The sequence below is a fragment of the Burkholderia orbicola genome (genome assembly GCF_900100915.1).
In the GTDB taxonomy this organism is placed as follows: domain Bacteria; phylum Pseudomonadota; class Gammaproteobacteria; order Burkholderiales; family Burkholderiaceae; genus Burkholderia; species Burkholderia orbicola.
Genome location: NZ_FNKW01000002.1, coordinates 1539508 through 1563974 on the forward strand (window position 1 = coordinate 1539508; position 24467 = coordinate 1563974).

Sequence of the window (24467 nt, forward strand, 5' to 3'; positions counted from 1 at the left end):
AGGGGAGTCAGCAGAGCGAGCCGGCCAGATAGGCCGGCCCCTGCGTCAACGTCGGCGGCGACACGAGCAGATCGGCGATCCGCCCGCTCGCGCGGCCGTCGCCGTACGGGTTGTGCGCGCGGCTCATCGCGCGATAGGCGCGGCCGTCCTCCCACAGCTCGACCACCGCGCCGACCAGCCGCTCGACCTCGGTGCCGACCAGCCGCACCGTGCCGGCCGCGACGGCTTCCGGCCGCTCGGTGGTGTCGCGCATCACGAGCACCGGCTTGCCGAGCGACGGCGCTTCTTCCTGGATCCCGCCGGAATCGGTCAGGATCAGCCACGCGCGGCTCATCAGATAGACGAACGGCAAATACTCCTGCGGCTCGATCAGCATCACGTTGTCGATGTCGCCGAGCAGCCGCGTGACGGGTTCCCGCACGTTCGGATTCAGATGCATCGGATAGACGATCCGGCACTCCGGATAGCGCTTCGCGATCGTCGCGATCGCCTCGCAGATCTGTTCGAAGCCGCGACCGAAGTTCTCGCGGCGGTGGCCGGTGACGAGAATCATGCGTCGTGCGTCGTCGACGAACGGGAACCGTTCGTGCATCTGCTGCACCAGCGCCCGGTCGCGCGTCAGGCGTTGGGTGACAGTCAGCAGCGCGTCGATCACCGTGTTGCCGGTCACGTGAACCCGGCCGGCCTCGACACCTTCGGCCAGCAGGTTCGCGCGCGACGTTTCGGTCGGCGCGAAGTGATGCAGCGCGAGCGCGCCCGTCACGCGGCGGTTCGCCTCTTCCGGCCACGGCGAATACAGGTTGCCGGTTCGCAGGCCTGCTTCGACGTGCCCGACCGGAATACGCCGGTAGTAAGCCGCGAGCGTCGCGCCGAGCGTGGTGGTGGTATCGCCGTGCACGAGCACGAGATCGGGCCGGAACGCGTCCAGCACCGGGTCTAGCGCATTGAGGATGTGTCCGGTCAGGCCGCCGAGCGTCTGCCCGGCGCGCATCAGGTCGAGATCGAAATCCGGCACGATGCCGAACAGATCGAGCACCTGGTCCAGCATCTGGCGATGCTGGGCCGTCACGCAGACGCCGCAACGCACGCCTTCGCGGGCCCGCAACGCATGGACGAGCGGCGCCATCTTGATGGCTTCCGGGCGAGTGCCGAAGGTAACGAGAATGTTTTCGTAGTGGTGAGTCATCGGATTCTCCGTCGGCGGATCACGCGCGATCCGGCGCGGTGTGCGAATCGGCGCTGTCATACGCGTAAGCGCCGTAGTTGCCGTACTGCGCGGAGCGCAGCCCCGGCCGGAAGCCGTTGAACACGACGGCCGTCGTGCGCGCGCCGACGCGTCCGATGCGCTTCGCCGATTCGAGCAGCTCGCCCGTGGTCGTCACGCCGGAGCGCGCGGCGAGCAGGATCGTGTCCGCGTGCGCGGCCAGCACGGTGGCGTCCGTCACCGGCAGCAGCGGCGGCGCGTCGAGCAGCACGAGGCTGTAATCGCGGCCAACGTGGGTCAGCAAGGCCGTCAGCCGGTCCGACGCCAGCAGCTCGACCGGCCGGTCGGTACGCGGGCCGGCGGGCAGCAGGTCGACGTTCGGTGCGATATCGCGCACGATGGCGTCGTCGACAGTCGCGCCGCCGCGCAGGACGGTCGACAGGCCGATGTCCGGCCGCACGCCGAAGCGCTTGGCCAGCTCCCCGCGTCGCAGGTCGCCGTCGATCAGCAACACGCGCTGGCCTGCCTGTCCGAGCAACGCGGCGACGTTGGCCGACACGAAGGATTTGCCGACGCCCGCGGAAGGCCCGGTGATCAGCACGCGGTTGCCGTCGGGCCAGTCCAGCAACTGGAACCGCAGCGCCGTGCACAGGCTGTGCAGCGCCTCCACCGCCGGTTCGTTCGGCCGTGCGAGCGACAGGATGGGTGCCCCGCCCTGCACCGCGGTGGCGGCGCGTTGCGCAAGCCGGCGCTGGGCAGCGCTGTGCGGAATCGTCGCCATCACGTTCAGGCCCGTGTCGCGTTCGATCTCGGCCGGGTCGGTGATGCCGCCGAACAGCACCGCGCGGCCGATGACGCCGCACGTACCGAGCACAAGACCCACCAGCGCGGCGATCACCGTGACCAGTACCGGCTTCGGCCGCACGGGCTCGTCCGGCACGATCGCGCGGTCGATCACGCGCACGTTGCCGATCTTGCTCGCGGTCGCGACCCGCAGCTGCTGGATGCTGTTCAGCAAGCCGACGTAGATTTCGGTCTGCACGGTCACGTCGCGGCGCAGCCGTACGATGTTGCGCTGCGCGTCGGGCAAGCGCCGGATCGCGTCGTTGACCATCCCGATCTGCGCGCGGGCCGCGGCGATCTGCCGGTCGACCGCGGTGAGCTCCGGATGCGCCGGCGTCAACGTCGACGCCAGCGCGAGCCGCTTCTGTTCGAGCTCGAACAGCGACGTCTGCACGGTCGTCGATTGCGTCAGCATCGCCTTCGCCTGTTCGGTCAGATCGACGATTTCATGGCGGGCCTGGTACGCGTTGAGCCGGTCTTCCGCCGTACGCAACTGACGCTCCACCGTCGGCACCTGATCGCTGAGGAACGCCAGCGACTTCTCGGCGGTCGCCGCCTTGCGGTTCGCGTTCTGCTGCACGTAGTTGTCCGCGATCCCGTTCAGCACGGCCGCCGCGCGCACCGGATCATGGCTTTCGTACGACACGCCGATCACGCCGGACTGATCCTTGCCGCGGTTCGCGATCGCCAGCTTCTTCTGCAGTTCGGCGAGCACGACCTGCTTCGACTCGGCCTTCACGACGAACTGTGCCCCGGCCGCGGCGTCGATGCCGGCGACCTGCAGCATCACGTCGCCGGCGGACGTCTTCACGCGCAGCGGCGCACCGATCTCGCCTTCCACATCGCGCTCGAGATCGTTGCCGGACAGCCGATAGCGTCCGTCGCCCAGCAGCGTGACGATGAACGGGCGTTCGTGGAAGTCGGGCGGCACGTCGAACGCGGTCACGTCGATGTGCTCCCTGCCCCAGACGAAGCCGCCGATCCCGAACAGGCCGGGCGTCGACAGCCCGCGATTGAAGCGCGCGATCGCGGCCCCGATCAGCGGCACGCGGCGCGGCCGCGCGTCGATATACAGGCGCTGGACGTCGACGACCGGTTCGGTCACGAGCCGCGAGCGCAGGATTTCCATTTCGCCGTCGTCGGTCGACTTCACGTCGAACAGCGCGCCGAGCCCACCGACGAGCCCGCCTTCCGCCATGCTGCGCAGGTCGGAGCCGCCGCTTTCCACCTGCACGGCGATGTCGGCCTTGTAGACCGGCTTCGCGACGAGCGCATACGTGGCGCCGAGCGCGGTACATGCCGCCGTGACCGCGACGATGCGGCCGGCGTGCGCGATCAGCACGTCGAGGATGCCTCGCACGTCGAGCTCGTCGGCCTCGCGTGCAAGGGATCGACCTGGGTTGGTTGCGTTCATCTAAGGCTCACTTCAAGTGTTCCGGCGCGTCCGCGCCGGCATCCGCACGTCGCGGCCGGTTCGATTCGAGGCGGGCGATCCGCTCGGCCCAGTCGACGACACCGTGCTCGATCAGCTTCATCGCGTAGTCGTACACATGGCGGCTTCGGCGGTACGGATCGGGAACGTCGGTCTGGTAGCGCTCGGCGAGGCGATACACGCGGCCACGCGTCGTCGGGTAGGTCCGCTCGATCAGATGACGCTGCGCGGTCTCCATCACGAGAATCAGGTCGGCCCACCGGCAGACGCGGTCATCGATGCGCCGGGCCCGGTGCGGCGACTGCCCGAAGCCGCGCGCGACCAGCAATTCGTTCATCACCGGATCGATCGGCGTTCCGCCGATCGCCGCGAGGCCGGCCGACTCGATCGTGCAGCCGGGCAACGCGCGCGACAGCAGTGCCTGCGCGGCCGGGCTACGGCAGACGTTGCCGGTACACACCACCAGGATTCGCTTCATCATTTCGTGACGATCGCGGCGGTCAGGCCTGCGTTGATGGCCGGCAGCAATTGCGCGAGCACGCGGCCGAAGCGCGCGAGCTTCGTGCTGTCGACGTACACCACGTCGCGCGGCTGCAGCTCGAATTCGTTGGCCAGCACCATCGACACCGGCGACCGGCCGTCCAGGTGAAACACCTGAGCCTGCCGTCCCTCGCCGGCGCGAATCACGTAGGTTTGCTTCGGATCGGACGTACCCTGGTTGACGCTGCCGGCCTGCGACAGCGCATCGGCCAGCGTGAGCCGACCGTTGCGCAACGGCAGCGCGGTCGTCGGCCGGTTGACCTCGCCCATCACGTACACGCCGAACTGGTCGCGCGCACCGACCTGCAACAGATCGCCGTTGCGCAACACGATGCGCGACGGATCGAGACGCTCGCGAATCAGCCCCGGCAGATCGACCGGATAGGCGACACCGGCGCGCACGAGCGTCATGCGGCTCTGATCGGCGGCGGCCGTGAAGCCGCCCGCACGCGTGACGGCTTCGAGCAGCGTCATCGGCGTGTCGTTGAGCGGTTGCGCGCCAGGCGCATGGACTTCGCCGTCGATATAGACGCGATTGGCACGATACGACGCGACGCGTACCGTCAGTTGCGGCGCGACGAACCATTTCGACAGCCGTGCGCGCAGCGCGGCCTGAATCTCGCTCGTGGTCATGCCCGCGACATGCAGTTCGCCCGCATACGGAAACGCCAGGTTGCCGGCCTGATCGACGACGAAGCCCGTCGGCGGATCGGCGGGACGGACCGTCTGATTGCCCGGGTTGCCTTGTGCGGCGGCGAGTTCGGGGTGATCCCACACGGTGATCTGCAGCACGTCGCCCGCGTCGACCGCGTATGGCGCCGGCGCGGCAAACAGCGCGGCGCGCGTGCGTTCTTCCTGTGCGCGGGCCTCGCGCCGCTGCGCCGCGATCATTGCACCGTCGATCGAACCGATCGGCACCGCCGCCGCGCCACGCGAAGCGGATGCTTGCCGCGCTTGATCGAGCGAGGCCGCGTCGATGTTGCGCATCGATACCGTCAGGCCGTCGTCGCGCGTCTGCGTCGCGATGCCGCCGCCGTGCGGCGCCTCGTTCGCGAAGTCCATGTGCATGCCCGGCTCGACCGCGCAAGCGGACAACAGCACGACGGGCAAGACCGTCAGCGCCGTTCGCGAGCGTTGCGCCCAGGAGCGGGACCGTTTTCCAGTTTCCATTCGTGTTTTCCAAGCCGCGTGCGTCGACGCGTCGTTCAATAAGCGTTGCGATGCGTGAATCCGCACATCACGGTCGCGGCGACGATCCGCATATCCAGCGCAAACGACCAGTTGTTCAGGTAATAGAGATCGTGTTCGACCCGCTGCTGCATCTTCTCGACGCGATCCGTTTCGCCGCGATGTCCGTTGACCTGCGCCCAGCCGGTAATGCCCGGCTTGATCCGGTAGCGCTGGATATAGCCGTCGATCCGATGCTGGTAGAAGCGGTCGTGCTCCACCGCGTGCGGGCGCGGGCCGACCACCGACATGTCGCCCTTCAGCACGTTCAGGAACTGCGGCAACTCGTCGAGGCTCGTCCGCCGCAGCAGCGCGCCGACGGGCGTGATGCGCGGATCGCCGCGCGTCGCCTGACGCACTTCGCCCGGTACGGCGGCGTCGTGCTCGCGCATCGTCCTGAACTTGTAGATCGTGAAAATGCACCCGTACGCGCCCCTGCGCTGCTGCCGGAACAGCACCGGCCCCGGCGACGAGCACTTCACCGCGATCGCGATCACCGCCATCAGCGGCGCGATCGCGATCAGCGCCAACCCCGCGAACACGCGGTCGAACACGGCCTTGCCCGCGAGCGCCCGCGTCGACAGCGGCGCTGCCACGAGATCGAGCGCGCGGCCGCGAATCGCGCGGCGCGGATGAAGCGGCGTGAGATCCGCGAGGTCCGGCATGAACCGGATATCCACGAGATCCGCGTCGAACGCACGAACGATCGCGCCGATGCGGTCGGCTTCCGCCAGCGGCAGCACGATCCAGATTTCGCCGACGTGCGCGCGACGCACGCAGTCGACGAACGCGCCGAGATCGCGATGAACCGCGACGTCATTCACGCCCGCTGCCGGTGTGTCGGACAGATCGAAGATCGCCGCCACCGGAAACGGTGCCGCCGCATCGCAGGCGCCGCGGCCTGCAAGCGCCAGACAATGCTCGCGATGCCCGACGAGCGCGACCGGCTTGCGCCGCGTGTTCCGCGCCGCGGCGCGCACGCCGAGCCAGTGCCGCACGACCTGCGATGCATTCAGCGCAATGGCCGACAACACGAACCAACCGAACACCCAGCCGAGCTCCGTACCGGATTGCCAGTCGAGCGCCATGACGGAAGTCGCGCCCACGCACAGGGCAACAGCCACGCCTGCCGGCGCGAGCCAGAGGCGGCGCCACGGCAGGCCGCGCTCGGGATCGCCATACAGGCCGATCAACGGAAGCAGTACCAGCGCACACGCGATCGAAATGGCGATCAGTACGGAATCGGACCGGTTCGATGACGAATCGCCGAACCCGCTCCTGGCCGCCCACGCGGTAGCGACGAGCACGCCGGCATCCACCAGCCGAAACCAGGAAACCTTCCCGCGACCGACGGGCGCGTAACTTGCATGGTCGAAAGATCGCATGACACGTGATCGGCCGTGCGTCGCAAGCGAATCGCGGCGAACCGGCGGCGTGCGTTCACGCCACCCACTCACGCCGGTGCGAATCGACTCTGGCCTTATCCTATTATTTAGCAATACAGAACATGACCGATTGAACGTGATCCTCGATCAGCGTCATGAACTGTTAAATATCGGGTTTCAATGACGCGATCCGATGACCTTCCAAAGACTGTCGCGCCCCGCTCATCGCGGATTCATCTGGAATCGAAACGATGCAGATGTGGATAGTGCCACCCCAAACCTGCCATTTGAATCGGACGCGTCCTAAACAAATTGGTATAGGAATACGATCCGTCCTATTTAAAGATGAATGACATTTGGCGACCAATGATCGACGCAGGTCAATCAACTTATCGAACCATTCCGCCTAATGCGCGCCGTGACAATGGTTAGCGATGCTTTTATATATCTCTTTAAAGTTCGCTTGCCTTGACGACGCAGGCTCCATGCAATGAAGCAGACAGCAGCCCGTGGCTGCCGACCTCTCCGCATGATCCGTGGCACCTGACGAGTTCGCGACGCGTACGGTATCGAGCCGACCCGGTCGGAATTTGACTCATCGTCGATCCTGCAATCGTCCGGGCGCGCCAGCGCCGCGTCGACGTGAAAGCGCTATCGCGCGCGGCCTTCCCTACACGCGAAGTCAGGCGATCGCCACAGCATGCCAGCACGGGAAAAAATCTGCGCTGGCGCACGCGAGCATAAAAATCAGACGAAACCTGTCGAGTGAAGCCGCGCCCTAGTACTCGTTCAATATCCACCCGTGAAACCCTTTCGTAATATCCCTGACTTCTGAACGGACCGGCAAGCAAGCCTAAAAGAGTCCATATTTTTTTTCCGGGGTGGGCTATTCGAATCAACCGTCGCATTCGGGCGCATCAGGTCATCGATATCTCGAGCGCGCTCTCCGCGAGACCGTTGCCAGGTTCGTATGATGCAGCGCACGCGCACCGAACGATGAATGCAGTTGCTCGACGCGCCGGGTGCGCCGCCGCCACGCTGCTGGTAGCCGGTTTCGCGCACGCACAGGTTCCCGTACCGAGCGCCGGACAATCGATCCGCGATATCGAGGCTACTCCTCCGTCGCTGCCGGCCGCCACCCGACCCGACATCGACATGCCTTCCGTTGAGCCGCCGCCCGCCCCGGCCCACGACGCGGGCCCCCGCGTGGCGGTACGCGGGTTTGCCATCGGAGGCAACACGGCAATCCCCACTGAACGATTGCAGGCATTGCTCGTCGAGTTCACGCATCGCGACCTGAGCTTCGCAGAACTTCAGCAGGCCGCGAGCCGAATCACCCACTACTATCGCGAGCAGGGTTACGTGCTCGCCCGCGCCTATTTGCCACGCCAGGACATCGACGACGGCACCATCCGCATCGCCATCGTCGAAGGCCGATACGGAAAGATCGACGTGCAGAACCATTCGCGCGTGCTCGACGGCGCACTGCGTCAGCCGCTCGGCGCCCTGCAGCCGGGCGCGGTTGCACACGGCGCGTCGCTCGAACGCACGCTGAAGCTGCTTGACGAAATGCCCGGCGTCGTCGCGAAGGGCACGCTGCGCCCGGGCACCGAGCCCGGCACGACCGACCTCGTGATCGACGCCGACCGCGGCCCGTTCGCCACCGGTTCCGTCGAACTCGACAACTACGGCGATGCATTGACCGGCCGCTACCGTGCGACCGGCAACGTCGACGTCAATGCACCGCTGCGTGTCGGCGATCGCTTTTCGTTGCGCGGCCTCACCAGCGATACGCATCAACGCTACTACCGCGCCGCCTATCAGGTGCCTGTCGGCCCCGCATCGACCCGCGTCGGGGTTGCGTACTCCGACATGAACTACCGAATCGGCGGCAGCCTGAAGGAACTCGGCTATCACGGCAGCGCCGACGTCCGCTCGCTGTTCGTCACCCAGCCGCTGCTGCGCAGCAGCCGCGCCACGCTCAATGCGCAGCTCACGTACGAGAACAAGCACCTGCGCGACATTTACGGCATCTTCGACATCGCCAACGACAAGGCGGTCGACCTGTTGACCGTCGGCGTGAGCGGCAACAGCGACGACACCCTCGGCGGCGGCGGCCGCAACGGTTTCTCGATCGCGCTCGGCACCGGCCGTCTGCGCGGCAACGATGCGCTCGACACGAACGATCTGACGCATGCGCAAGGCCGCTTCACCAAACTGAACGTGAGCGCATTGCGGCTGCAGGCGCTCGGCGCCCGGCTGCAGCTCTATACGCAATTCAACGCGCAACTGGCGTCGCGCAATCTCAACGCCACGGAAAAATTCAATCTCGGCGGTCCGTACGGCGTGCGTGCGTATGCACTCGGCGCCGGTAACGGCGATCAAGGCTGGCAGGCGAGCGCGGAGCTGCGCTATCTCGCCGCGCCGGGCTGGCAGGTCAGCACGTTCGTCGACACCGGCCGTATCCAGTTGAGCAAGCAGCCGTGGACGCGCGAGCGCAACACCGTGCAGTTGTCTGCATTCGGCGTCGGCGCGAGCTGGTTCGGGTCGGGCCGCCAGGTCACCGTGACCGCCGCGCTCCCGCTCGGCCGCGCCGACCCCGTCGCATCCGCCACGCGCTCGCCGAGCGTCTGGCTGCAAGCCGCCCAGTATTTCTGAGCGGTGCACGACGCGCGGTCCGGCCCGTCGAGCCGGTCCGCATGTATCGCGGGCGGCCTCGCCGTCCGTGTCACGGGAAGCGTCGACGTATCGCGCTTCCGCTTCCTTCGTTTCATTAGGTTCACGTACCGATATGAAGCGATTGTCCTGTCCTTATCCAGAGGAATAACAATCTCATGAACAAGACCTACGCTCTCGTGTGGAACCCGGCCCAGGGCTGCTGGTGCGCCGTCGGGGAAACCGCACGCCGGCACGGCAGGTCCGCCGGCGGCAAGCGCCTCGCCGCGGCCGTCGTCTCGCTGCTCGGCCTCGCCGCCCTGCCCGCCTTCGCGCTGCCCACCGGCGAAGCCATCACCGCCGGCAAGGCCGACATCCTCCGTGACGTCGACGGCAAGTCGATGTCCATCAATCAGCACTCCGACAAGCTCGTCACCAACTGGCAGTCCTTCGACGTCGCCGGCGGCGAACGCGTCGCATTTCATCAACCCGGCAGCCAGTCCATCGCGCTGAACCGCGTCATCGGCAATAACGGCAGCCAGATCCACGGCAGCATCGACGCCAACGGCAAGGTCTTCCTCGTCAACCCGAATGGCGTGCTGTTCGGCTCCGGCGCGCAGGTCAACGTCGGCGGCCTGGTTGCCTCGACTCAAGCGATTTCCGACGCCGACTTCCTCGCCGGCAACTACCGCTTCGCCGGTACGTCCGCCGCATCGATCGTCAACGCCGGCAAGATCACCGCGGCCGACGGCGGCAGCGTCGCGCTGCTCGGTGCGCGTGTCTCGAACAACGGCGTGATCCAGGCGAAGATGGGCCGCGTCGCGCTCGGCGCAGGCAATGCGTTCAAGGTCAACTTCGACGGCAGCGATCTGCTCAGTCTGCAGGTCGAAGGCGGCGCGGTCGACGCGCAGGCGCACAACGGCGGGCTGCTGAAGGCCGATGGCGGCGAAGTGCTGATGACCGCGCGCGCGGCAGGTGATCTGCTGAACGCCGTGGTCAACAACACCGGCACGATCGAAGCGAAGGGGCTCGCCAGCCGCGGCGGCCGGATCACGCTCGATGGCGACACCGTCAACGTCGGCGGCAAGCTCGATGCCAGCGCGGCGGTAGCCGGTGCGCAAGCCGGCTCGGTCGTCACGCGCGGCCAGCGCGTGAACGTCGCCGCCGCGACGAACGTCGACACGCGTGCGGGCAACGCGGCCGGCACGTGGACCATCGAAGCAGCCAATGCAGGCGTGAACGGCACTGCCGGCGGCGATCGCTCGATCACGTCCGACACGCTGTCGCGCAATCTCGGCACGACCAACGTCGCGCTGACCAGCACGCGCGGCGACCTGAGCGTCGACGGCCCGGTCGCCTGGAGCAGCGACAACGCGCTGACGCTGTCCGCGCAGCAGGGCAACGTCGACCTGCAACGCGCCGTGTCCGCCACCGGTGCCTACGCGAAGCTGGCGATCAACGCCGCCGACAAGATCCGCATCAACGACGCGGTCAAGCTGACCGGCCGAAACGCGCACCTCGAGCTCAATGCAAAGAACGGTCACGCGCTGACGAACGACAAGGCCGTCGTCACGCTGTCCGGCAACAACGCGACGTTCCGCTCGAACGGTAACGACTACACGGTCCTGCACACCGTCGACGATCTGCATCGCGTCGACAACGACCTGACAGGCCGCTACGTCGTCGGTAACGCGATCGATGGCCGTGGCGCGAGCTTCCAGAGCATCGGCGGCGACAAGTCGTTCGCCGGCCTGTTCGACGGTCTCGGCAACACGATCAGCCGCCTGAACGTGACCAACGCCGGCTACCACGCTGTCGGCCTGTTCGCGGTCAACCGAGGCTCCATCTCGAACCTGGGCCTGTCGAACATCACGGCGACCGCGGCGGCAACCCAACCGAACGGCTCACCGGTTTCGGTCGGGGCGCTGGCCGGCGACAACTTCGGCACGATCGGAAACGTGACGGCCAAGGATGTCGCTGTCACCGGCAAGGCCGGCACGATCGTCGGCGGCCTCGTCGGCAGTAACCATGGCGGCACGATCGGACACGCATCGGTATCCGGTCGCATCTCGGGTGAAGCGGGCGCGCTCGCCGTCGGCGGCCTCGTCGGCGCGAACCAGTCCACACAGGGCTGGGCGAACGATGAGCCCATCCAGATCAGCGGAACGATTCGCGACAGCCACGCCAACGTCCAGGTGACGACTGCCTCCTCCGGGCAGACGGGCGGCCTCGTCGGCGACAACCGCGGCCGTATCGAAACGTCGTCGAGCGCCGGCAGCGTCGTCGCGACGACCGACAGAGCACTGGTCGGCGGCCTCGTGGGGATCAACCATGGCGTCATCGACGATTCCTCGTCGACGGCGACCGTGACCGCCCGCGTGCTCGCGGTGGCCGGCGGCCTGGCCGGATACAACGTCGGCACCCTCTCGGCCGCGCGCGCAAGCGGCAAGGTCGTCGTCGGTGAGGCCAGCTTTGCCGGCGGGTTGGTCGGCGGGAACGAAGGCGACATCATCGCATCGACGGCCAACGGCGACGTCGTGGCTGCGTTGAACGGCACGGTCGGCGGGCTCGCCGGGTCGAGCTACGGCCGCATCCGTGCATCGTACGCACACGGCAACGTAACGACCGGCAACACCGGAACCGCCGGCGGCTTGGTCGGCTTCCACGCCGGCGACGTCAGCGGATCGCATGCAACGGGCAACGTGGTTGTTGGCGCGAACGGTTGGGCAGGCGGGTTCGTCGGCCGCAACCACAAGGACAGCGCCATTCATGGGTCGAGCGCACGCGGCAACGTGACGGCGGCCGGCAAGTCGACGCTCGGCGGCTTCGCGGGCGTCAACGACGGCTTCATCGAAACGTCGACGGCGCACGGCAAGGTGACAGCCGCCGGCGACAGTGTCGCGGGCGGTTTCGCTGGTGAGAACACCAAGCGTATCGACGCATCGGATGCGTTCGGCGACGTGATCGCCGGCAACGCCAGTTCGGCCGGCGGCTTCGCCGGCGTGAACACCGGCGATATCGACTCGTCCAACGCATCGGGCAACGTCACCGTCGGCTCCGACAGCACCGCGGGTGGTTTTGCCGGCACCAGCAGCGGCGCGCTGCGGAATGCAACCGCCATCGGCAACGTGCTGGCCGGTCTGAATAGTGCGGCCGGTGGTCTGGTCGGCCGCCATTCCGGGAAAATTGTCAATGGCGAGGCCAGCGGCACCGTGAAGGCCGGTAACTATTCGTCCGCGGGCGGCCTGGTCGGTGAAAACAAGGTCGGCAATATCGACGGGGCGATCGCGTCGGGCAATGTCGAGGCAGGCGCGGGCAGCCGGGTCGGTGGGCTCGTCGGCGAACTGGTCGGTTCGGTCAAGCAGTCACGCGCTACCGGGTCGGTCAAGGGTGGCAACGGCAGCTTCGTCGGTGGCCTCATCGGCTCCAACGGCGGCACCGTCGCGACATCATCCTCGAGCGGCACGGTTTCCGGCGGCCGATATGCTCTTTTGGGTGGACTCGCCGGCGGAAACTTCGGCTGGATCTCCGGTTCGTCGACCACCAGCCGCGTCGAAACCGTGGCCGGCTATGAACAGTCGTCCGGTCCGCTCGTCGGCCTCGACTACGGCTCCGTGCGCCCGTGAGCGCGTTTCGATGCGAACGCCGGTACGACCGTCGTGACGGTTAGCCGGGTGCGCATCGCGGGCGCCTGATCACGCCCGGCCGGCGGCCGACTGGCCGCCGGTTCCGTGTCACCGGCCGATCGACGATTCGATCGGCCGGTCCTTTCAGCCTTCATCAGGCATCACTTACCGATCCATAGATCTGCATGCTCGTGCGGAGCCTGGCTCAAGACTGTTGGCCCCATGGCGGGGAACCGCGCGCAGGGTACGGCAAGTTTGCCCGCGACAAGCGCCTCGCTGCCGCTGCCTCACTGCTCTGCCCTCTTTCGCATTGCCACCGACGAAGCCATCGCCACCGGCAGGCCGACATCTTCCTCGATCAGCGTGCGATTCAACGTATCGCGCCAACCCGCCGCATACCCGATCACATTGACCGCTTGTCGACCCTATCTGACGAACACGACAACCTCGCTCTCACCATAGTCAGGTCGAGTTGAGAATCCGACCAATCTGCTGCGGGAATCCCGATCGCGGTATCACGCTGTCCCATTTCGCCGTGTGCTGATAGCGGCATCGACGACGGTTATTGGTAACTCATCGTGAATGTCGCCCGCGCGTTCGCACTACCCGGCGTAACCTTTTCAGCGATCTGCACATATCGGGCGCTTAGCGGAATCCTCAGTTGCGCCTGCCCCTGCGCGACCGTGCCCGCGTACCATTGATTCATATTGCCGACAGCGGCCGAGTCCGGTCCGAAGCCCAGCAGCACGTTGTCCTTCAGCACCTGGATACCGACTCCGGTCGCGGTCGAGTCCTTCGTCAATGACAACGTCGTCGAGGTATTGCCTGGCGCCGTTACATCGGACAGCGTGACGAATGCCTTGGTCGACGTTCCGTTGGACCCGCCCGAACAAGTCAGCGAGATATCGAACGGGCGGGTAAACGTCGTCGCGCCCACTCCCTTGAACATCGCCAGGCTCACGCTGCCCATCGGAACCGACACCTGCGGTGTCGCCACCTTACAGGTCGGTACGCGCGGCTGGATGACAATGGGTGACGCGAATCGATACTCGACCTGCACTGGCCCCGCCTCATCATCGGCCCGATATTGGGCATATGCGCCGCTAAGGACCCCGCCCGCCGTGATTTCCCCTGTCTTGATCAATTCGATCGTGAGCTTGAATTGCTCGTTCCATATTCCCGTCGAAGGAGAAGAATAGGCAGGTCGATACGGGATGTAACCACCTGCCCACTTCATCCGAATTCCGATATTTGGGACGGAAGTTGGGTAAATTCTATTGATATGCGCGCCGACTCCGACGATAACCGCATAAAATGAACTGCTACACTTCCAGGTTGCTTGGGCTGTTCTTTTATTGACAAAAATCGGGGACCCAGTCTCCGAGTATATGACCCCACCAACCGGAATCGCAGCCGGATCAAACGAGGGTGGATTAAATCCGGACGTCTTCGCGACGTAGTAGTTCAATCCGTCGGTGGTATCCGCCTCACAAGTAATCGCCGATGCCGAAGTAGAGACGCCAGCGAGAATACAGCTGAGCGTAAAAATCAATGACTTCATCAAAGTTTCCTTCTATAGGATGACACGGCGTCGTAGTACTCCGCTCGCATAGCGCGGGAAGCCCGCTTTGCCTTCCCGCCCGTCATTACGGGCATACCGCCGTCTTTCCGCGCGGCCCTTCAAAGCAACCGGCCCATCATCGCGGCTCTATTCACCACGCATGGCAACTCGAGACTCGGCAACGGCTGATAACCTTCCGCCCGCTCGCGCATCGGCCGTGAATACGACGGCTGTACGCCGCCTTGCCGCAGCCCTTCTGCCACTGCACCTTCAGCCCGCCCCTCATCGCGACCGTGCGCGAGCAGCCTTGCCGCCCGGCCAATCACGCCGCAATCCTTGCCGGCCGTGTTGGTGACGATCGCGCCGAACGGAGCCGGCGAACGGCCACTGACGCGCACGAACACCGCCAAACGGCCGTACTCGGTCTTGAACGCCAGCATCGGGACGGCGCCTGCCGGCGGCTGGCTCGTTTCCTTCAGTTCGACGTCTGCGACCGCCTTTCGGATCGAAAGGCCAATGAGAGCGGCGGCAGATACGGCATGATCGTGTAGCCGTTTCCGTTCACCCGCACATCCGACGTGTTCGTCACCCACGTCCTCGGCGTGCTTCGCTTCGACAATTGCGAACGTTTCCGACAACGGATGTCACAGAGCGATGTCGCTGCTGTGCGTGGCGGCGGCCCCACGCGCGCCAGCCGAGCACTGGTGCTGAGTTGTTCGACGCGTGCGGCCAAGCGGAATCGACAGCCCGCATAGACCCGCACGCCTTCCTTGAGCCACGCGTCGCGCCGGCGCGTCGCCGACGTGGTGTACAACACGTTGCGCAACGCGTTGCTGTAACCAACCGCGAAGACGAGAATCCGGAAACATGGGACCAGCCGCTCCACAGCTATCGAGGAGGGTTTTGCATCGCTTGGGGAAAACGAACGCTCGCCGCAGCGTCATTCCATTTCCAAGCAGAGCCGGTTGCTGCCTCACCATCTAATCGATGTAGCCGCCACAGGCAAAAGCAGGCGAAATTCTATTCGGACCATACCGACCAAAATATAGGACATGTACTAAATAATCATAAGACGCGTTAGTACACGCGCCACTCGTTATAGGACGCGTCTTTATTTAAAAAAATCTGACATTTCATCACCCATGGCCATGTATTGACCTCCAGTCGAACAGCGGTCTGACCGCGATCAATTAGGTACGCCGACAATTTGGCAGGGGACGATGCGGCATCGGGTCGTGGCCGTGAAGTACATCGAACGAACGCGCGAAACGATCAGCACGTCGGGATGCCGGCTCATATCGGCATCATGGCTGGCCTCACCGGCACAAAGATTGGGCGTTTGCCGACGGGCCTTGTCTCGGCGCGGATCGGTCCGGGAAATGACCGGCTTCACCGTCGCCGGGTCCGATGCAGGGGCGTCGCCAGGAACACGGAATAATGGCGCGGTTCGCTGGCTCTGGCCCATCTTCTGATCGCACGCAATCTATTGTGATTCGCCTGACAATCGCGCACGCCCCGTGAATTGGAGGTAGCCGATGATGGTGTTCGACGGGGACGGATCACATGGCTTACCCGGATCGGATACGGGTGCGGGCGCCTGTGCGTGCGTTTCGATGCGATCGCCGGCACGATCGTCGTGACGGTTAGCCGGGTTCGCATCGCAGGCGCCTGAACACCCCCGGCTGGCGGCCGATTGGCGGCCGATTCCGTGTCAACGGCCGATCGACGATTCGATCAGCGTGCGGTTCAACGCATCGTGTCAACTCCCCGCATACCCGATCCCGTTGACCGCTTGTCCACCCTATCTGACGAACACGACAACCTCGACCTCACCATAGTCAAGCCGAATTGAGGATCCGACCAAACTGCTACGGGAATCCCGATAGCGGTATCGCGCCGTCCGATTCGCCGTGTGCCGATGGCGGCATCGACGACAGTTATTGGTAACTCATCGTGAATGTCGCCCGCGCATTGGCGCTACCCGGCGTAACCTTTTCAGCGATCTGCACATATCGGGCGCTTAGCGGAATCCTCAGTTGTGCCTGCCCCTGCGCGACCGTGCCCGCGTACCATTGATTCATATTGCCGACAGCGGCCGAGTCCGGTCCGAAGCCCAACAGCACGTTGTCCTTCAGCACCTGGATACCGACTCCGGTCGCGGTCGAGTCCTTCGTCAATGACAACGTCGTCGAGGTATTGCCTGGTGCCGTTACATCGGACAGCGTGACGAATGCCTTGGTTGACGTTCCATTGGACCCGCCCGAACAAGTCAGCGAGATATCGAACGCGCTGGCAAACGTCGTCGCACCCACTCCCTTGAACATTGCCAGGCTCATGCTGCCCATCGGAACCGATATCTGCGGTGTCGCCACCTTACAGGTCGGCACGCGCGGCTGGATGACAATGGGTGACGCGAATCGATATTCGACCAGCAGCTGCCCCGCCTCATCCTCGGCCCGATATTGGGCATATGCGCCGCTAAGGACCCCGCCTGCCGTGATTTCTCCTGTCTTGATCAATTGAACCGTGAGGCTGAATTGCTCGTTCCATGCGCCCTCCCGATAACCCAGGCCCCCTCTATACGGGACGTATCGATTCACGTATGCCATCCGGATACCGATATTTGGAATGGAAGTTGGGTAAATGTTATTGTTATGCATGCCGATTCCAGTCACATACGAATAAACGATTCCATTACACTTATAAGTTGCCTTGTCTGTTCTTTTATTGGTAAAAATCGGGGACCCCGTATGCGCGTATATGACCCCACCAACCGGAATCGCGCCCGGATCGAACGAGGGCGGATTAAATCCGGACAGCTTCGCGACGTAGTAGTTCAATCCGTCGGTGGTATCCGACTCACAAGTAACCGCCGATGCCGAAGTCGACACGCCTGCCAAGACAGCGGCCACGAACAAAAGTAACTTCATCGATATTTCCTGCATAAGATGACGACTGTATTGAAACAGCCATGTACATAGCAATACGAAAAACCACTCTCGACACTCAAGGCGAGAATCGAAAAATAAGATAATTTTTTATCGGCATGCACCTCATCGGAATACCGATGCCGACAAATAACTTCGTATCGCCAAGAGAAAATAGACGCTAGCTGCGGCATCGATCGACTCTCAGACTGAGACCAGTTCAGCCCCACTGCTCACTTGCGCCGGGATAAGTAAAATTATATTCTGGACAGATAGACATAAAAATAGTACTTGTACCAAATATATTTAAATCAAATTAGTACGCGTACCAATCCTTCGGACTGTGAACCGAATCCCCCGATAAAACCGTCGCTCGCTTCGCCCCTCTGACGGGCCAAGCACGAACTCGTGCCGGTCACCCGGCGTCCCGACTCGCCGCTCCTGGGAAGGCTCGCATCCGGTCGCGGCAGCAAGGTACCGTTGGGCTCCCTGACCCTCACGGCCGGCGACCTTACGAGAGTCAGTCTTGTACGCCTGTCACGCGCTCAAAATTCGGCAAGGCGAATTGCCACAGGCAAGCCCTCAACGCACTGGAACGACGACGCGGCGACGTCCTGTTTGCAGGCTGCGTGACGCCGCGATTTGCCGATCCAAGTCGGCCCGGATGCTCGACCGAACATATACCCCGAGACATCGCTCCCCGACTAGCTTTCCACAAGATTCGGACTTGTACGAGAGTTTCGCAATACCAACTCGTTCTTGTTCCATTCCCGCGCGACGTGGAAACGACAAGAATTCAGGATTCAATATTCATTCTTCCACTTAAGACGTAGCGGCGAATCGATGACCCTGAGCCGTTCGTCCCAGTGAAGACCATTCAGGACAGTGAAAGGTAAAGCGATGACGATCAGAATGTCCGCCGCGTATGGCGCTTGTCTCGCGATCGGCGCGATCCTGCCGATGACGGCAGTCGCCGATTGTTATATCAGAGACCAAAACAACAACAAGCAATACACAGCGCAGGTGGCCCAAATCCCCGCGTTCTCGCCGCCCAGTTTCAGCCCGTCCGTTCCCGTCGGCACCGTGTTGATCCGGGAGGAACTTCCGTCATCGGGCGCGCCCTTTTACTTGTATTGCACAGGTATCATCGGGCTCACCACATACACCAAGAGCGGCGCTCAAGGTCCATACAATACGTGGCCAACCAACGTCGCCGGGGTCGGCGTGAGAATGCAGTTCACCGGCAGCGGCGGCGGCCTCGGCATCTGGTGGCCGTGGTCGATGGTGACGCCAACCACCAGCTCGCGGTATAGCGGCGAACGCAAACTGCTCGTCGAGTTCGTGAAGACCGGGCCGATCAGCGCAGGCGGGTCGCTCTCGGGCGAAATCGGTGCTGGTTGGGCACAGGACATGTCATTCAAATTCATGTCGTTCCAGGTTGCCGGCAGCGGCATCACCATCACGCCGCGCGTGCCGACCTGCAAGGTCCGGGAAAAGATGCTCAACGTGCCGCTCGGCGATATTTCAGCCAACCAGGTCTTGCCCACCGTGGGCGCCACGTCGGAGGCGAAGCCGTTCAAGATCGTGCTCGACTGCGGCGGCGGCGAGGAAGGCTCCGTCACGAAAACCTACATGACGTTGACCGACGTGAGCAATAACGCGAACCGCAGCACCACGTTGTCGCTGTCGCCCGAGTCGACCGCGAAAGGGCTCGGCGTGCAGATATTGAATGGCACGAATCTCGTCTCGTACGGCCCCGACAGCAGCGTGACCGGCAACCCCAACCAGTTCTATACAGGGACGACCCAGAACGGCGTGCTCGAGATTCCACTGAGCGCCCGCTATGTGCGTACCGGCATGGTGCTCGGCGGCACGGTGACCGCCCGCGCTTCGTTCACCATGAGTTATCAGTAAGCTGCGCCCGATACACACAGCCGGCCGCGTTCGTCGGCCGACCCTTTCCGTGCCTTGATCGTCGTTCGGCTATACGCGCTGGACAGTGACCCCGGCGCCACGCGAAATCCACTGCATCGCGCATGACAGACCGGCGACGGTCGCCTGACTCCCCCGCGGCTGCGGGTCCGCTCGATAATCCCCCCTTCGAAGCGAACACCGACCGGCCGAATGCGGCTGACAATCGACTGAAATACCACCGCCGCTGCCGGTACGGCCTGTCGTACATCGCATGGCAGCGCGTCGATCACGCCTTCAAGATCCCGCATACCGGGCTTCCCCCGCTTCCTCCAGTCGTCCGACTCGTCATTTGGCATGCCGATACATAGATGATGGGTCGAGATTGCGATCGCTCCGGCCCGTATCTCATTTTATTAGCTTCGTTATCTATATCGAATTTTAAAAATTGTCAGATAGCGCCCGCCTTCATCGTCGACTTGTTTCGCATTAGCAATGCTGCGCATTCGATCAACATGCGCGAATCGTCAAATACGTCTAACACTCCGGCCAAAACACGCAAGAATTTTGTGAATTAGTACAAGTACGACTAATTATTAGGCCTCATTCGATCTCGTCCAGTTTTCTCGAATGCCCCGAGTTTCGATAATTGATACCGAAATGTAAGGCACTGCTCTCCAACGAATCCGGCGAGTAATGCTTCTGCCTTTCACCTTGTCAACCACTCGTTTGAGATCAAGAAAATGAAACTCGCAACGCGCACTCAAGTCCTTTCGACGCTCCTGGCCGTGGCAGGCCTCGGTCTGGCATCGGCTGCCAACGCAGCGGACGGCACGATCACGTTCACCGGCAACGTCACCGCCGCAACCTGCAAGATCGACGGCCTCGCCGCCGGCGCAACGTCGAACAAGTCGGTGCCGATGCCGACGGTCAGCTCGGGCGCACTGAATGCAGCGGGCGCAGTCGCCGGCCGCACCGCATTCGGTTTCAAGCTGACCGGTTGTGCAGTGGATAGCGAAACCAGCAAGGGTAACCCGACGAAGGTTCAGGTTGCATTCGAAAACGCAACGAACGTCACGGCCGACGGCAAGCTGTCGCTCGACAAGGGCACGGCAGAAGCACCGGCAGCAGGCAACGTCGTGCTGCAAGTGCTGAACGACCAGCAGCAACCGGTCAAGGTCGGCGCGAACGTTGCCGATCAGAACTCGCAAGTCGTGACGATCGGCGCAGACGGTTCGGCACAAATGAACTTCTTCGCGGAATACCTGGCAACCGGCGCGGCAACGGGCGGTTCGGCGAACTCGAAGGTCCAGTACTCGCTGATCTATCAGTAATGCGTCACGAGGCCCGCTTCGCGGCGGGCCTCGTTTTCCGCATCGCCACTCTCCCTAAAACTATTAGAAGCCGCCATGAAAATCATCAGAGCGCTCCAGTCCATTGCGCTGATCTCTACTCTGGTCGCCTCGCAAGCCCATGCGAGCGTGGTGATCTCTGGCACGCGCGTCGTCTTTCCGAGCAACGAGCGCGAAGTAACCATCAAGCTGACGAACGACGGCAAGACGCCGGCGCTCGTCCAGACATGGATCGATGCGGGCGATCAGAATGCATCGCCTGAAACGATCAATGTCCCGTTCACGCTCACCCCGTCGATGTTCCGGATGGAGCCGAACAAGGGGCAAACGCTGCGAATGATTTACACGAACGAGCCGTTGCCTACCGACAAGGAATCGTTGTTCTGGCTCAACGTGCTCGAGATTCCGCCGAAAGCCAACGACGGCGCCGATCGCAACGAGTTGCAAATTGCATTGCGCACTCGCATCAAGATCATGTTCCGCCCGCAAGGCTTGGCCGGTGAAGCACATACGGCACCTGGCCAGCTGCGTTGGCAGGTCGCGCCCGGCAAGCAGGGCAGCTATGTGCTGAAGGCCACGAATCCGACGCCTTACGTCGTCAATATCGGCAGCATCCTGCTGCACGCGAACGGGCAGAAGTACGACGCTGGCGCGGGCTACGTGTTGCCGCGCACCACGCAGGAATTTCCGGTCGCCAACCTGCACGCTGTGCCGGCAGCCGGTGCAAAAGTGCAGTTCAACAGCATCAACGACTGGGGCTCGTCGGCCAACAACGAGCAGCCGCTGTCGGTTCAGCCGTAACACAGCGCGAACGCAGAGCCCCTGATCACCGGCGAAGCGAGCCTTCAGGCTCCGCGCGACAGGGGCGATCAATCCGATCGCCAGCCAATCCGCTTTTTTCTTCATTTTGATGCCGCCTACCAGGCAGGCATCAACGCATGCATCGCGTGTGTGTGCCCAGCCGATACACATGCGCAATCTCAACTGGAGTGCCGGGGAATATGATTTCGCCGATTCAACGTTCGTGCGTCGATGTGTCCAGCCCGCCACGGCTCAAACCCGTCTACGCGCTGGTGCTGTCGAGTCTCGCCGCATGGTCGACCGAAGGCCACGCGGATGCGCTGGAGCCTGCCCAGCCCGCCGTCGAGCGGATTCAACTCGCACAGACCGATTTCGCACAGGCGACGTTCGACCCCGGCTTCCTGAACAACGGCAGCGGGCAAGCCGTCGACCTCTCGCGCTTCTCGCGCGGCAACGTCGTGCAGCCCGGCACCTACAGTGTCGACCTCGTGGTCGGCAACGACTGGGTCGGCCGCTACGACATCACGTTCAACGGCGCGCCCGGTACACCCGACGCGCAGCCCTGCTTCGACGAGAAGCTGCTGCGGCGCATCGGCGTCGATTTCCAGAAGCTGCCGGCCGAAACCGTCGCCGCAATCGCGGTCAAGGGCGAATGCCGGCGGATCGGTCAGATCATTCCCGAAGCGAGCGTGTCGTTCGACTTCAGCGAGCAACGGCTGACGCTCAGCATCCCGCAAGTGTCGCTCGTGAATCATGCACGCGGCTACGTGAGTCCCGATCAGTGGGACGAAGGCGTCCCCGTCGGCATGCTCGACTACAACCTGAACGTCTACAGCTCGAAGGTTCGGGACTCCAGCACCGATACGCAGGCCTATCTGGGCCTGAACGGCGGTTTCAACATCGGCAACTGGCATTTCCGCCACCAGGGCTCGGCCACGTGGTCGCAACGCGGTGGCAGCAAGTATCAGGACATCTCGACCTACGTGCAGCGGGATTTGCCGTCGCTGTCGTCGCAGTTGGTGATTGGCGAGACGTTCACGTCCGGCGAACTGTTCGATTCGACGCAGTTCCGCGGCGTGCGACTGTCGACCGACGACCGGATGCTGCCGGATTCGCTGCGCGGTTATGCGCCGATCGTGCGCGGCGTCGCGAATTCCAACGCGAAAGTCACGATCCGCCAGAACGGCATGACGATCTACGAGACCACCGTCTCGCCCGGCGCGTTCGAAATCCGCGACCTGTACCCGACCGGTTACGGCGGCGATCTGCAGGTGGCCGTCACCGAAGCCGACGGCTCCGTGCATTCGTTCGCCGTGCCTTACGCCGCCGTTCCGCTGTCGCTGCGGCCTGGCATCCAGCGTTACAGCTTCGTCGCGGGCACGTTACGCAACCAGCAGAATTCCAGCAATCCGCTGTTTGCGCAGGCGACCTATCAGCGCGGCCTGACCAACCTGCTGACGGGCTACGGCGGCGTGACCGTCGCCGCCGGCTATGCGTCCGCCATGCTCGGTGCGGCCTTCAACACGCAGTTCGGCGCGCTCGGCCTCGACTTCACGCAGGCCACCACGTCGATTCCGGGCATCAAGCGCTTCAACGGGTCGAGCTTGCGGATCAGCTACTCGAAGTCGATCGCCCCAACCGGCACCGACCTGTCGATCGCGGCCTACCGTTATTCGACGAGCGGCTATTTCAACCTCAACGACGCGATGAGCGCGCGCGACGCCGTACGTATCGGCTATCCGGTCGATACGGTCTGGCGGCAGCGCAACCGCGCGTCGCTGATGCTCACCCAGCGGCTCGGAGAAAAGGCCGGCCAGCTCAGCCTGACCGCGGCCGCCGCCAACTACTGGAATCGTCCGGGTTCGGACGTCGACTACTCGGTCGGCTACAACAACTCGTTCCGCAATATCTCGTACAGCCTGTCCGCCACCCGCCAGCGAAACTTCGGCGGCGAGATGAGCACGCTGTACTACGCGAGCGTGACGATCCCGTTCGGCCGCACGCGGCCGGCCACGCTCACGAGCAACGTCACGCACGACACGGGTGGCCGCACGCAGGTTCAGTCGATGCTGTCGGGCTCGCTCGGCGTCGACAACGATCTGGCCTACAGCGTCTCGGCGAACCATACCAACGGCAATGGCGGTTCGAGCACCGACGGCAACGGCAACCTCACCTATCGTGCACGCTTCGCGGAACTCAGCCTCAGCGCGGGCGGCAGCTCGAACTACCAGCAGGGCTCGGTCAATATTCGCGGTGCGGCGGTTGCCCACCCGGGTGGTGTCACCCTGTCGCAGCCGCTGTCGGAAACGTTCGGCATCGTCGAGGCGAAGGGGGCCGAGGGCGCCCGCGTCACGAACGCGTCGGGCGTGCGCGTCGACAGCCGTGGCTACGCGATCGTGCCGTTCCTGACGCCGTACAACCTGAATACAGTCGAACTGGATCCGAAGGGCATCTCGACGGACGTCGAGCTGAAGGAAACGAGCCAACAGGTTGCCCCGCGGGCAGGCGCCGTGCCGCTCCTCAAGTTCGACACCGATACCGGCCGCTCCGCCGTGATCCAGGCACGCAAGTCGGACGGCACCCCGCTGCCGTTCGGTGCGGCTGTCACGGACGAAGCCGGCAAGGAACTCGGCCTCGTCGGGCAGGGCAGCAAGGTGTTCGTGCGTGGCCTGAAAGACCACGGCGAACTCGTCGTCAAGTGGGGCGACAACGGCCGGTCGGTTTGCCGGATCGCGTACGACTTGCCGGTCAAGGCGAGCACGCGTCGGTCGACGTCCTACCAGCAGATTACCGGCGTGTGCAAAACCGACGCGCCGACCGCGCGACTGAACTGACGTCATCGAGCGCTCGGTCGGCCGACACAAAGGCCTTCAACCGCTGGATCAACATATTAAGGAACGTTGAAGAAGCGCTCGATGTGTCGACTTGAGATGCGAATTTTCCAAGACGTCCCTACTGAACTATGGAACGACGCATTTCAAGTTCACACAACCTGGAACAACG

The 24467-nt window shown here is 63.7% G+C and carries 15 protein-coding genes; 6 read left to right on the forward strand and 9 right to left on the reverse strand.

All coding sequences use genetic code 11. The features are described 5' to 3' along the window. Positions 1-7: 7 nt before the first annotated feature. From wecB to BLS50_RS23895, 5 genes are read right to left on the reverse strand one after another with little or no spacing between them, the layout of a single operon-like run. Positions 8-1186: a non-hydrolyzing UDP-N-acetylglucosamine 2-epimerase gene (gene wecB, locus BLS50_RS23875; protein ID WP_027807679.1), complete on the reverse strand. Its 1179-nt coding sequence runs from the start codon at positions 1184-1186 to the stop codon at positions 8-10. Between the two features lie 19 nt (positions 1187-1205). Continuing rightward, complete coding sequence (locus BLS50_RS23880; protein ID WP_074804519.1) at positions 1206-3461, reverse strand: polysaccharide biosynthesis tyrosine autokinase; 2256 nt, start codon at positions 3459-3461, stop codon at positions 1206-1208. 7 nt (positions 3462-3468) lie between these two features. After that, on the reverse strand, positions 3469-3960 hold the full coding sequence (locus BLS50_RS23885) for a low molecular weight protein-tyrosine-phosphatase (RefSeq protein WP_176934287.1): 492 nt from the start codon (positions 3958-3960) through the stop codon (positions 3469-3471). After that, the gene (locus BLS50_RS23890; protein WP_256334128.1) at positions 3957-5189 is read right to left on the reverse strand and encodes a polysaccharide biosynthesis/export family protein; all 1233 of its coding nucleotides are present in this window, start codon (positions 5187-5189) and stop codon (positions 3957-3959) included. Before BLS50_RS23890 ends, BLS50_RS23885 begins: the two co-directional genes overlap by 4 nt. 35 nt (positions 5190-5224) lie before the next feature. Next, positions 5225-6703 carry an undecaprenyl-phosphate glucose phosphotransferase gene (locus BLS50_RS23895; RefSeq protein WP_256334129.1) on the reverse strand — a complete coding sequence of 493 codons (1479 nt, stop codon included), beginning with the start codon at positions 6701-6703 and terminating at the stop codon, positions 5225-5227. Between the two features lie 1083 nt (positions 6704-7786). Here BLS50_RS23895 and BLS50_RS23900 point away from each other — a divergent pair. Continuing rightward, a complete protein-coding gene (locus tag BLS50_RS23900) occupies positions 7787-9289 on the forward strand; it encodes a ShlB/FhaC/HecB family hemolysin secretion/activation protein (RefSeq protein WP_256334130.1) in 1503 nt (500 codons plus the stop codon). Positions 9290-9465: 176 nt separating this feature from the next. Beyond that, positions 9466-12912: a two-partner secretion domain-containing protein gene (locus BLS50_RS23905; protein WP_074804524.1), complete on the forward strand. Its 3447-nt coding sequence runs from the start codon at positions 9466-9468 to the stop codon at positions 12910-12912. Positions 12913-13474: 562 nt separating this feature from the next. Here BLS50_RS23905 and BLS50_RS23910 read toward each other — a convergent pair. The 4 genes from BLS50_RS23910 to BLS50_RS23920 form a co-directional block, all read right to left on the reverse strand. Continuing rightward, the gene (locus BLS50_RS23910) at positions 13475-14473 is read right to left on the reverse strand and encodes a fimbrial protein (RefSeq protein ID WP_069230555.1); all 999 of its coding nucleotides are present in this window, start codon (positions 14471-14473) and stop codon (positions 13475-13477) included. A gap of 119 nt (positions 14474-14592) precedes the next feature. Then, positions 14593-15111 carry a hypothetical protein gene (locus BLS50_RS23915; protein WP_074804526.1) on the reverse strand — a complete coding sequence of 173 codons (519 nt, stop codon included), beginning with the start codon at positions 15109-15111 and terminating at the stop codon, positions 14593-14595. Between the two features lie 548 nt (positions 15112-15659). After that, entirely contained in the window at positions 15660-15938 is a 279-nt protein-coding gene (locus BLS50_RS35525) for a hypothetical protein (RefSeq protein WP_143028370.1), read from the reverse strand. A gap of 472 nt (positions 15939-16410) precedes the next feature. After that, positions 16411-17403, reverse strand: a complete 993-nt coding sequence (locus BLS50_RS23920; protein ID WP_074806663.1) for a fimbrial protein — start codon at positions 17401-17403, stop codon at positions 16411-16413. 897 nt (positions 17404-18300) lie between these two features. On the opposite strand from BLS50_RS23920, the gene BLS50_RS34930 reads away from it, so the two are divergent. From BLS50_RS34930 to BLS50_RS23940, 4 genes are all read left to right on the forward strand, one after another. Further along, a complete protein-coding gene (locus BLS50_RS34930) occupies positions 18301-19314 on the forward strand; it encodes a fimbrial protein (protein WP_080486918.1) in 1014 nt (337 codons plus the stop codon). 740 nt (positions 19315-20054) lie between these two features. After that, a complete protein-coding gene (locus BLS50_RS23930; protein WP_027807686.1) occupies positions 20055-20645 on the forward strand; it encodes a fimbrial protein in 591 nt (196 codons plus the stop codon). A gap of 75 nt (positions 20646-20720) precedes the next feature. Beyond that, a complete protein-coding gene (locus tag BLS50_RS23935; protein WP_053526499.1) occupies positions 20721-21464 on the forward strand; it encodes a fimbrial biogenesis chaperone in 744 nt (247 codons plus the stop codon). 200 nt (positions 21465-21664) lie between these two features. Then, on the forward strand, positions 21665-24298 hold the full coding sequence (locus tag BLS50_RS23940; RefSeq protein ID WP_074804527.1) for a fimbria/pilus outer membrane usher protein: 2634 nt from the start codon (positions 21665-21667) through the stop codon (positions 24296-24298). Positions 24299-24467: the final 169 nt, after the last annotated feature.

What these genes read in the sequence shown, in the direction of transcription:
- wecB (WP_027807679.1), bottom strand. Translation starts at nt 1,186, where the DNA reads ATGACTCACCACTACGAAAACATTCTCGTTACCTTCGGCACTCGCCCG.
- BLS50_RS23880 (WP_074804519.1), bottom strand. Translation starts at nt 3,461, where the DNA reads ATGAACGCAACCAACCCAGGTCGATCCCTTGCACGCGAGGCCGACGAG.
- BLS50_RS23885 (WP_176934287.1), bottom strand. Translation starts at nt 3,960, where the DNA reads ATGATGAAGCGAATCCTGGTGGTGTGTACCGGCAACGTCTGCCGTAGC.
- BLS50_RS23890 (WP_256334128.1), bottom strand. Translation starts at nt 5,189, where the DNA reads ATGGAAACTGGAAAACGGTCCCGCTCCTGGGCGCAACGCTCGCGAACG.
- BLS50_RS23900 (WP_256334130.1), top strand. Translation starts at nt 7,787, where the DNA reads ATGCCTTCCGTTGAGCCGCCGCCCGCCCCGGCCCACGACGCGGGCCCC.
- BLS50_RS23905 (WP_074804524.1), top strand. Translation starts at nt 9,466, where the DNA reads ATGAACAAGACCTACGCTCTCGTGTGGAACCCGGCCCAGGGCTGCTGG.
- BLS50_RS23910 (WP_069230555.1), bottom strand. Translation starts at nt 14,473, where the DNA reads ATGAAGTCATTGATTTTTACGCTCAGCTGTATTCTCGCTGGCGTCTCT.
- BLS50_RS35525 (WP_143028370.1), bottom strand. Translation starts at nt 15,938, where the DNA reads ATGGGCCAGAGCCAGCGAACCGCGCCATTATTCCGTGTTCCTGGCGAC.
- BLS50_RS23920 (WP_074806663.1), bottom strand. Translation starts at nt 17,403, where the DNA reads ATGAAGTTACTTTTGTTCGTGGCCGCTGTCTTGGCAGGCGTGTCGACT.
- BLS50_RS34930 (WP_080486918.1), top strand. Translation starts at nt 18,301, where the DNA reads ATGACGATCAGAATGTCCGCCGCGTATGGCGCTTGTCTCGCGATCGGC.
- BLS50_RS23930 (WP_027807686.1), top strand. Translation starts at nt 20,055, where the DNA reads ATGAAACTCGCAACGCGCACTCAAGTCCTTTCGACGCTCCTGGCCGTG.
- BLS50_RS23935 (WP_053526499.1), top strand. Translation starts at nt 20,721, where the DNA reads ATGAAAATCATCAGAGCGCTCCAGTCCATTGCGCTGATCTCTACTCTG.
- BLS50_RS23940 (WP_074804527.1), top strand. Translation starts at nt 21,665, where the DNA reads ATGATTTCGCCGATTCAACGTTCGTGCGTCGATGTGTCCAGCCCGCCA.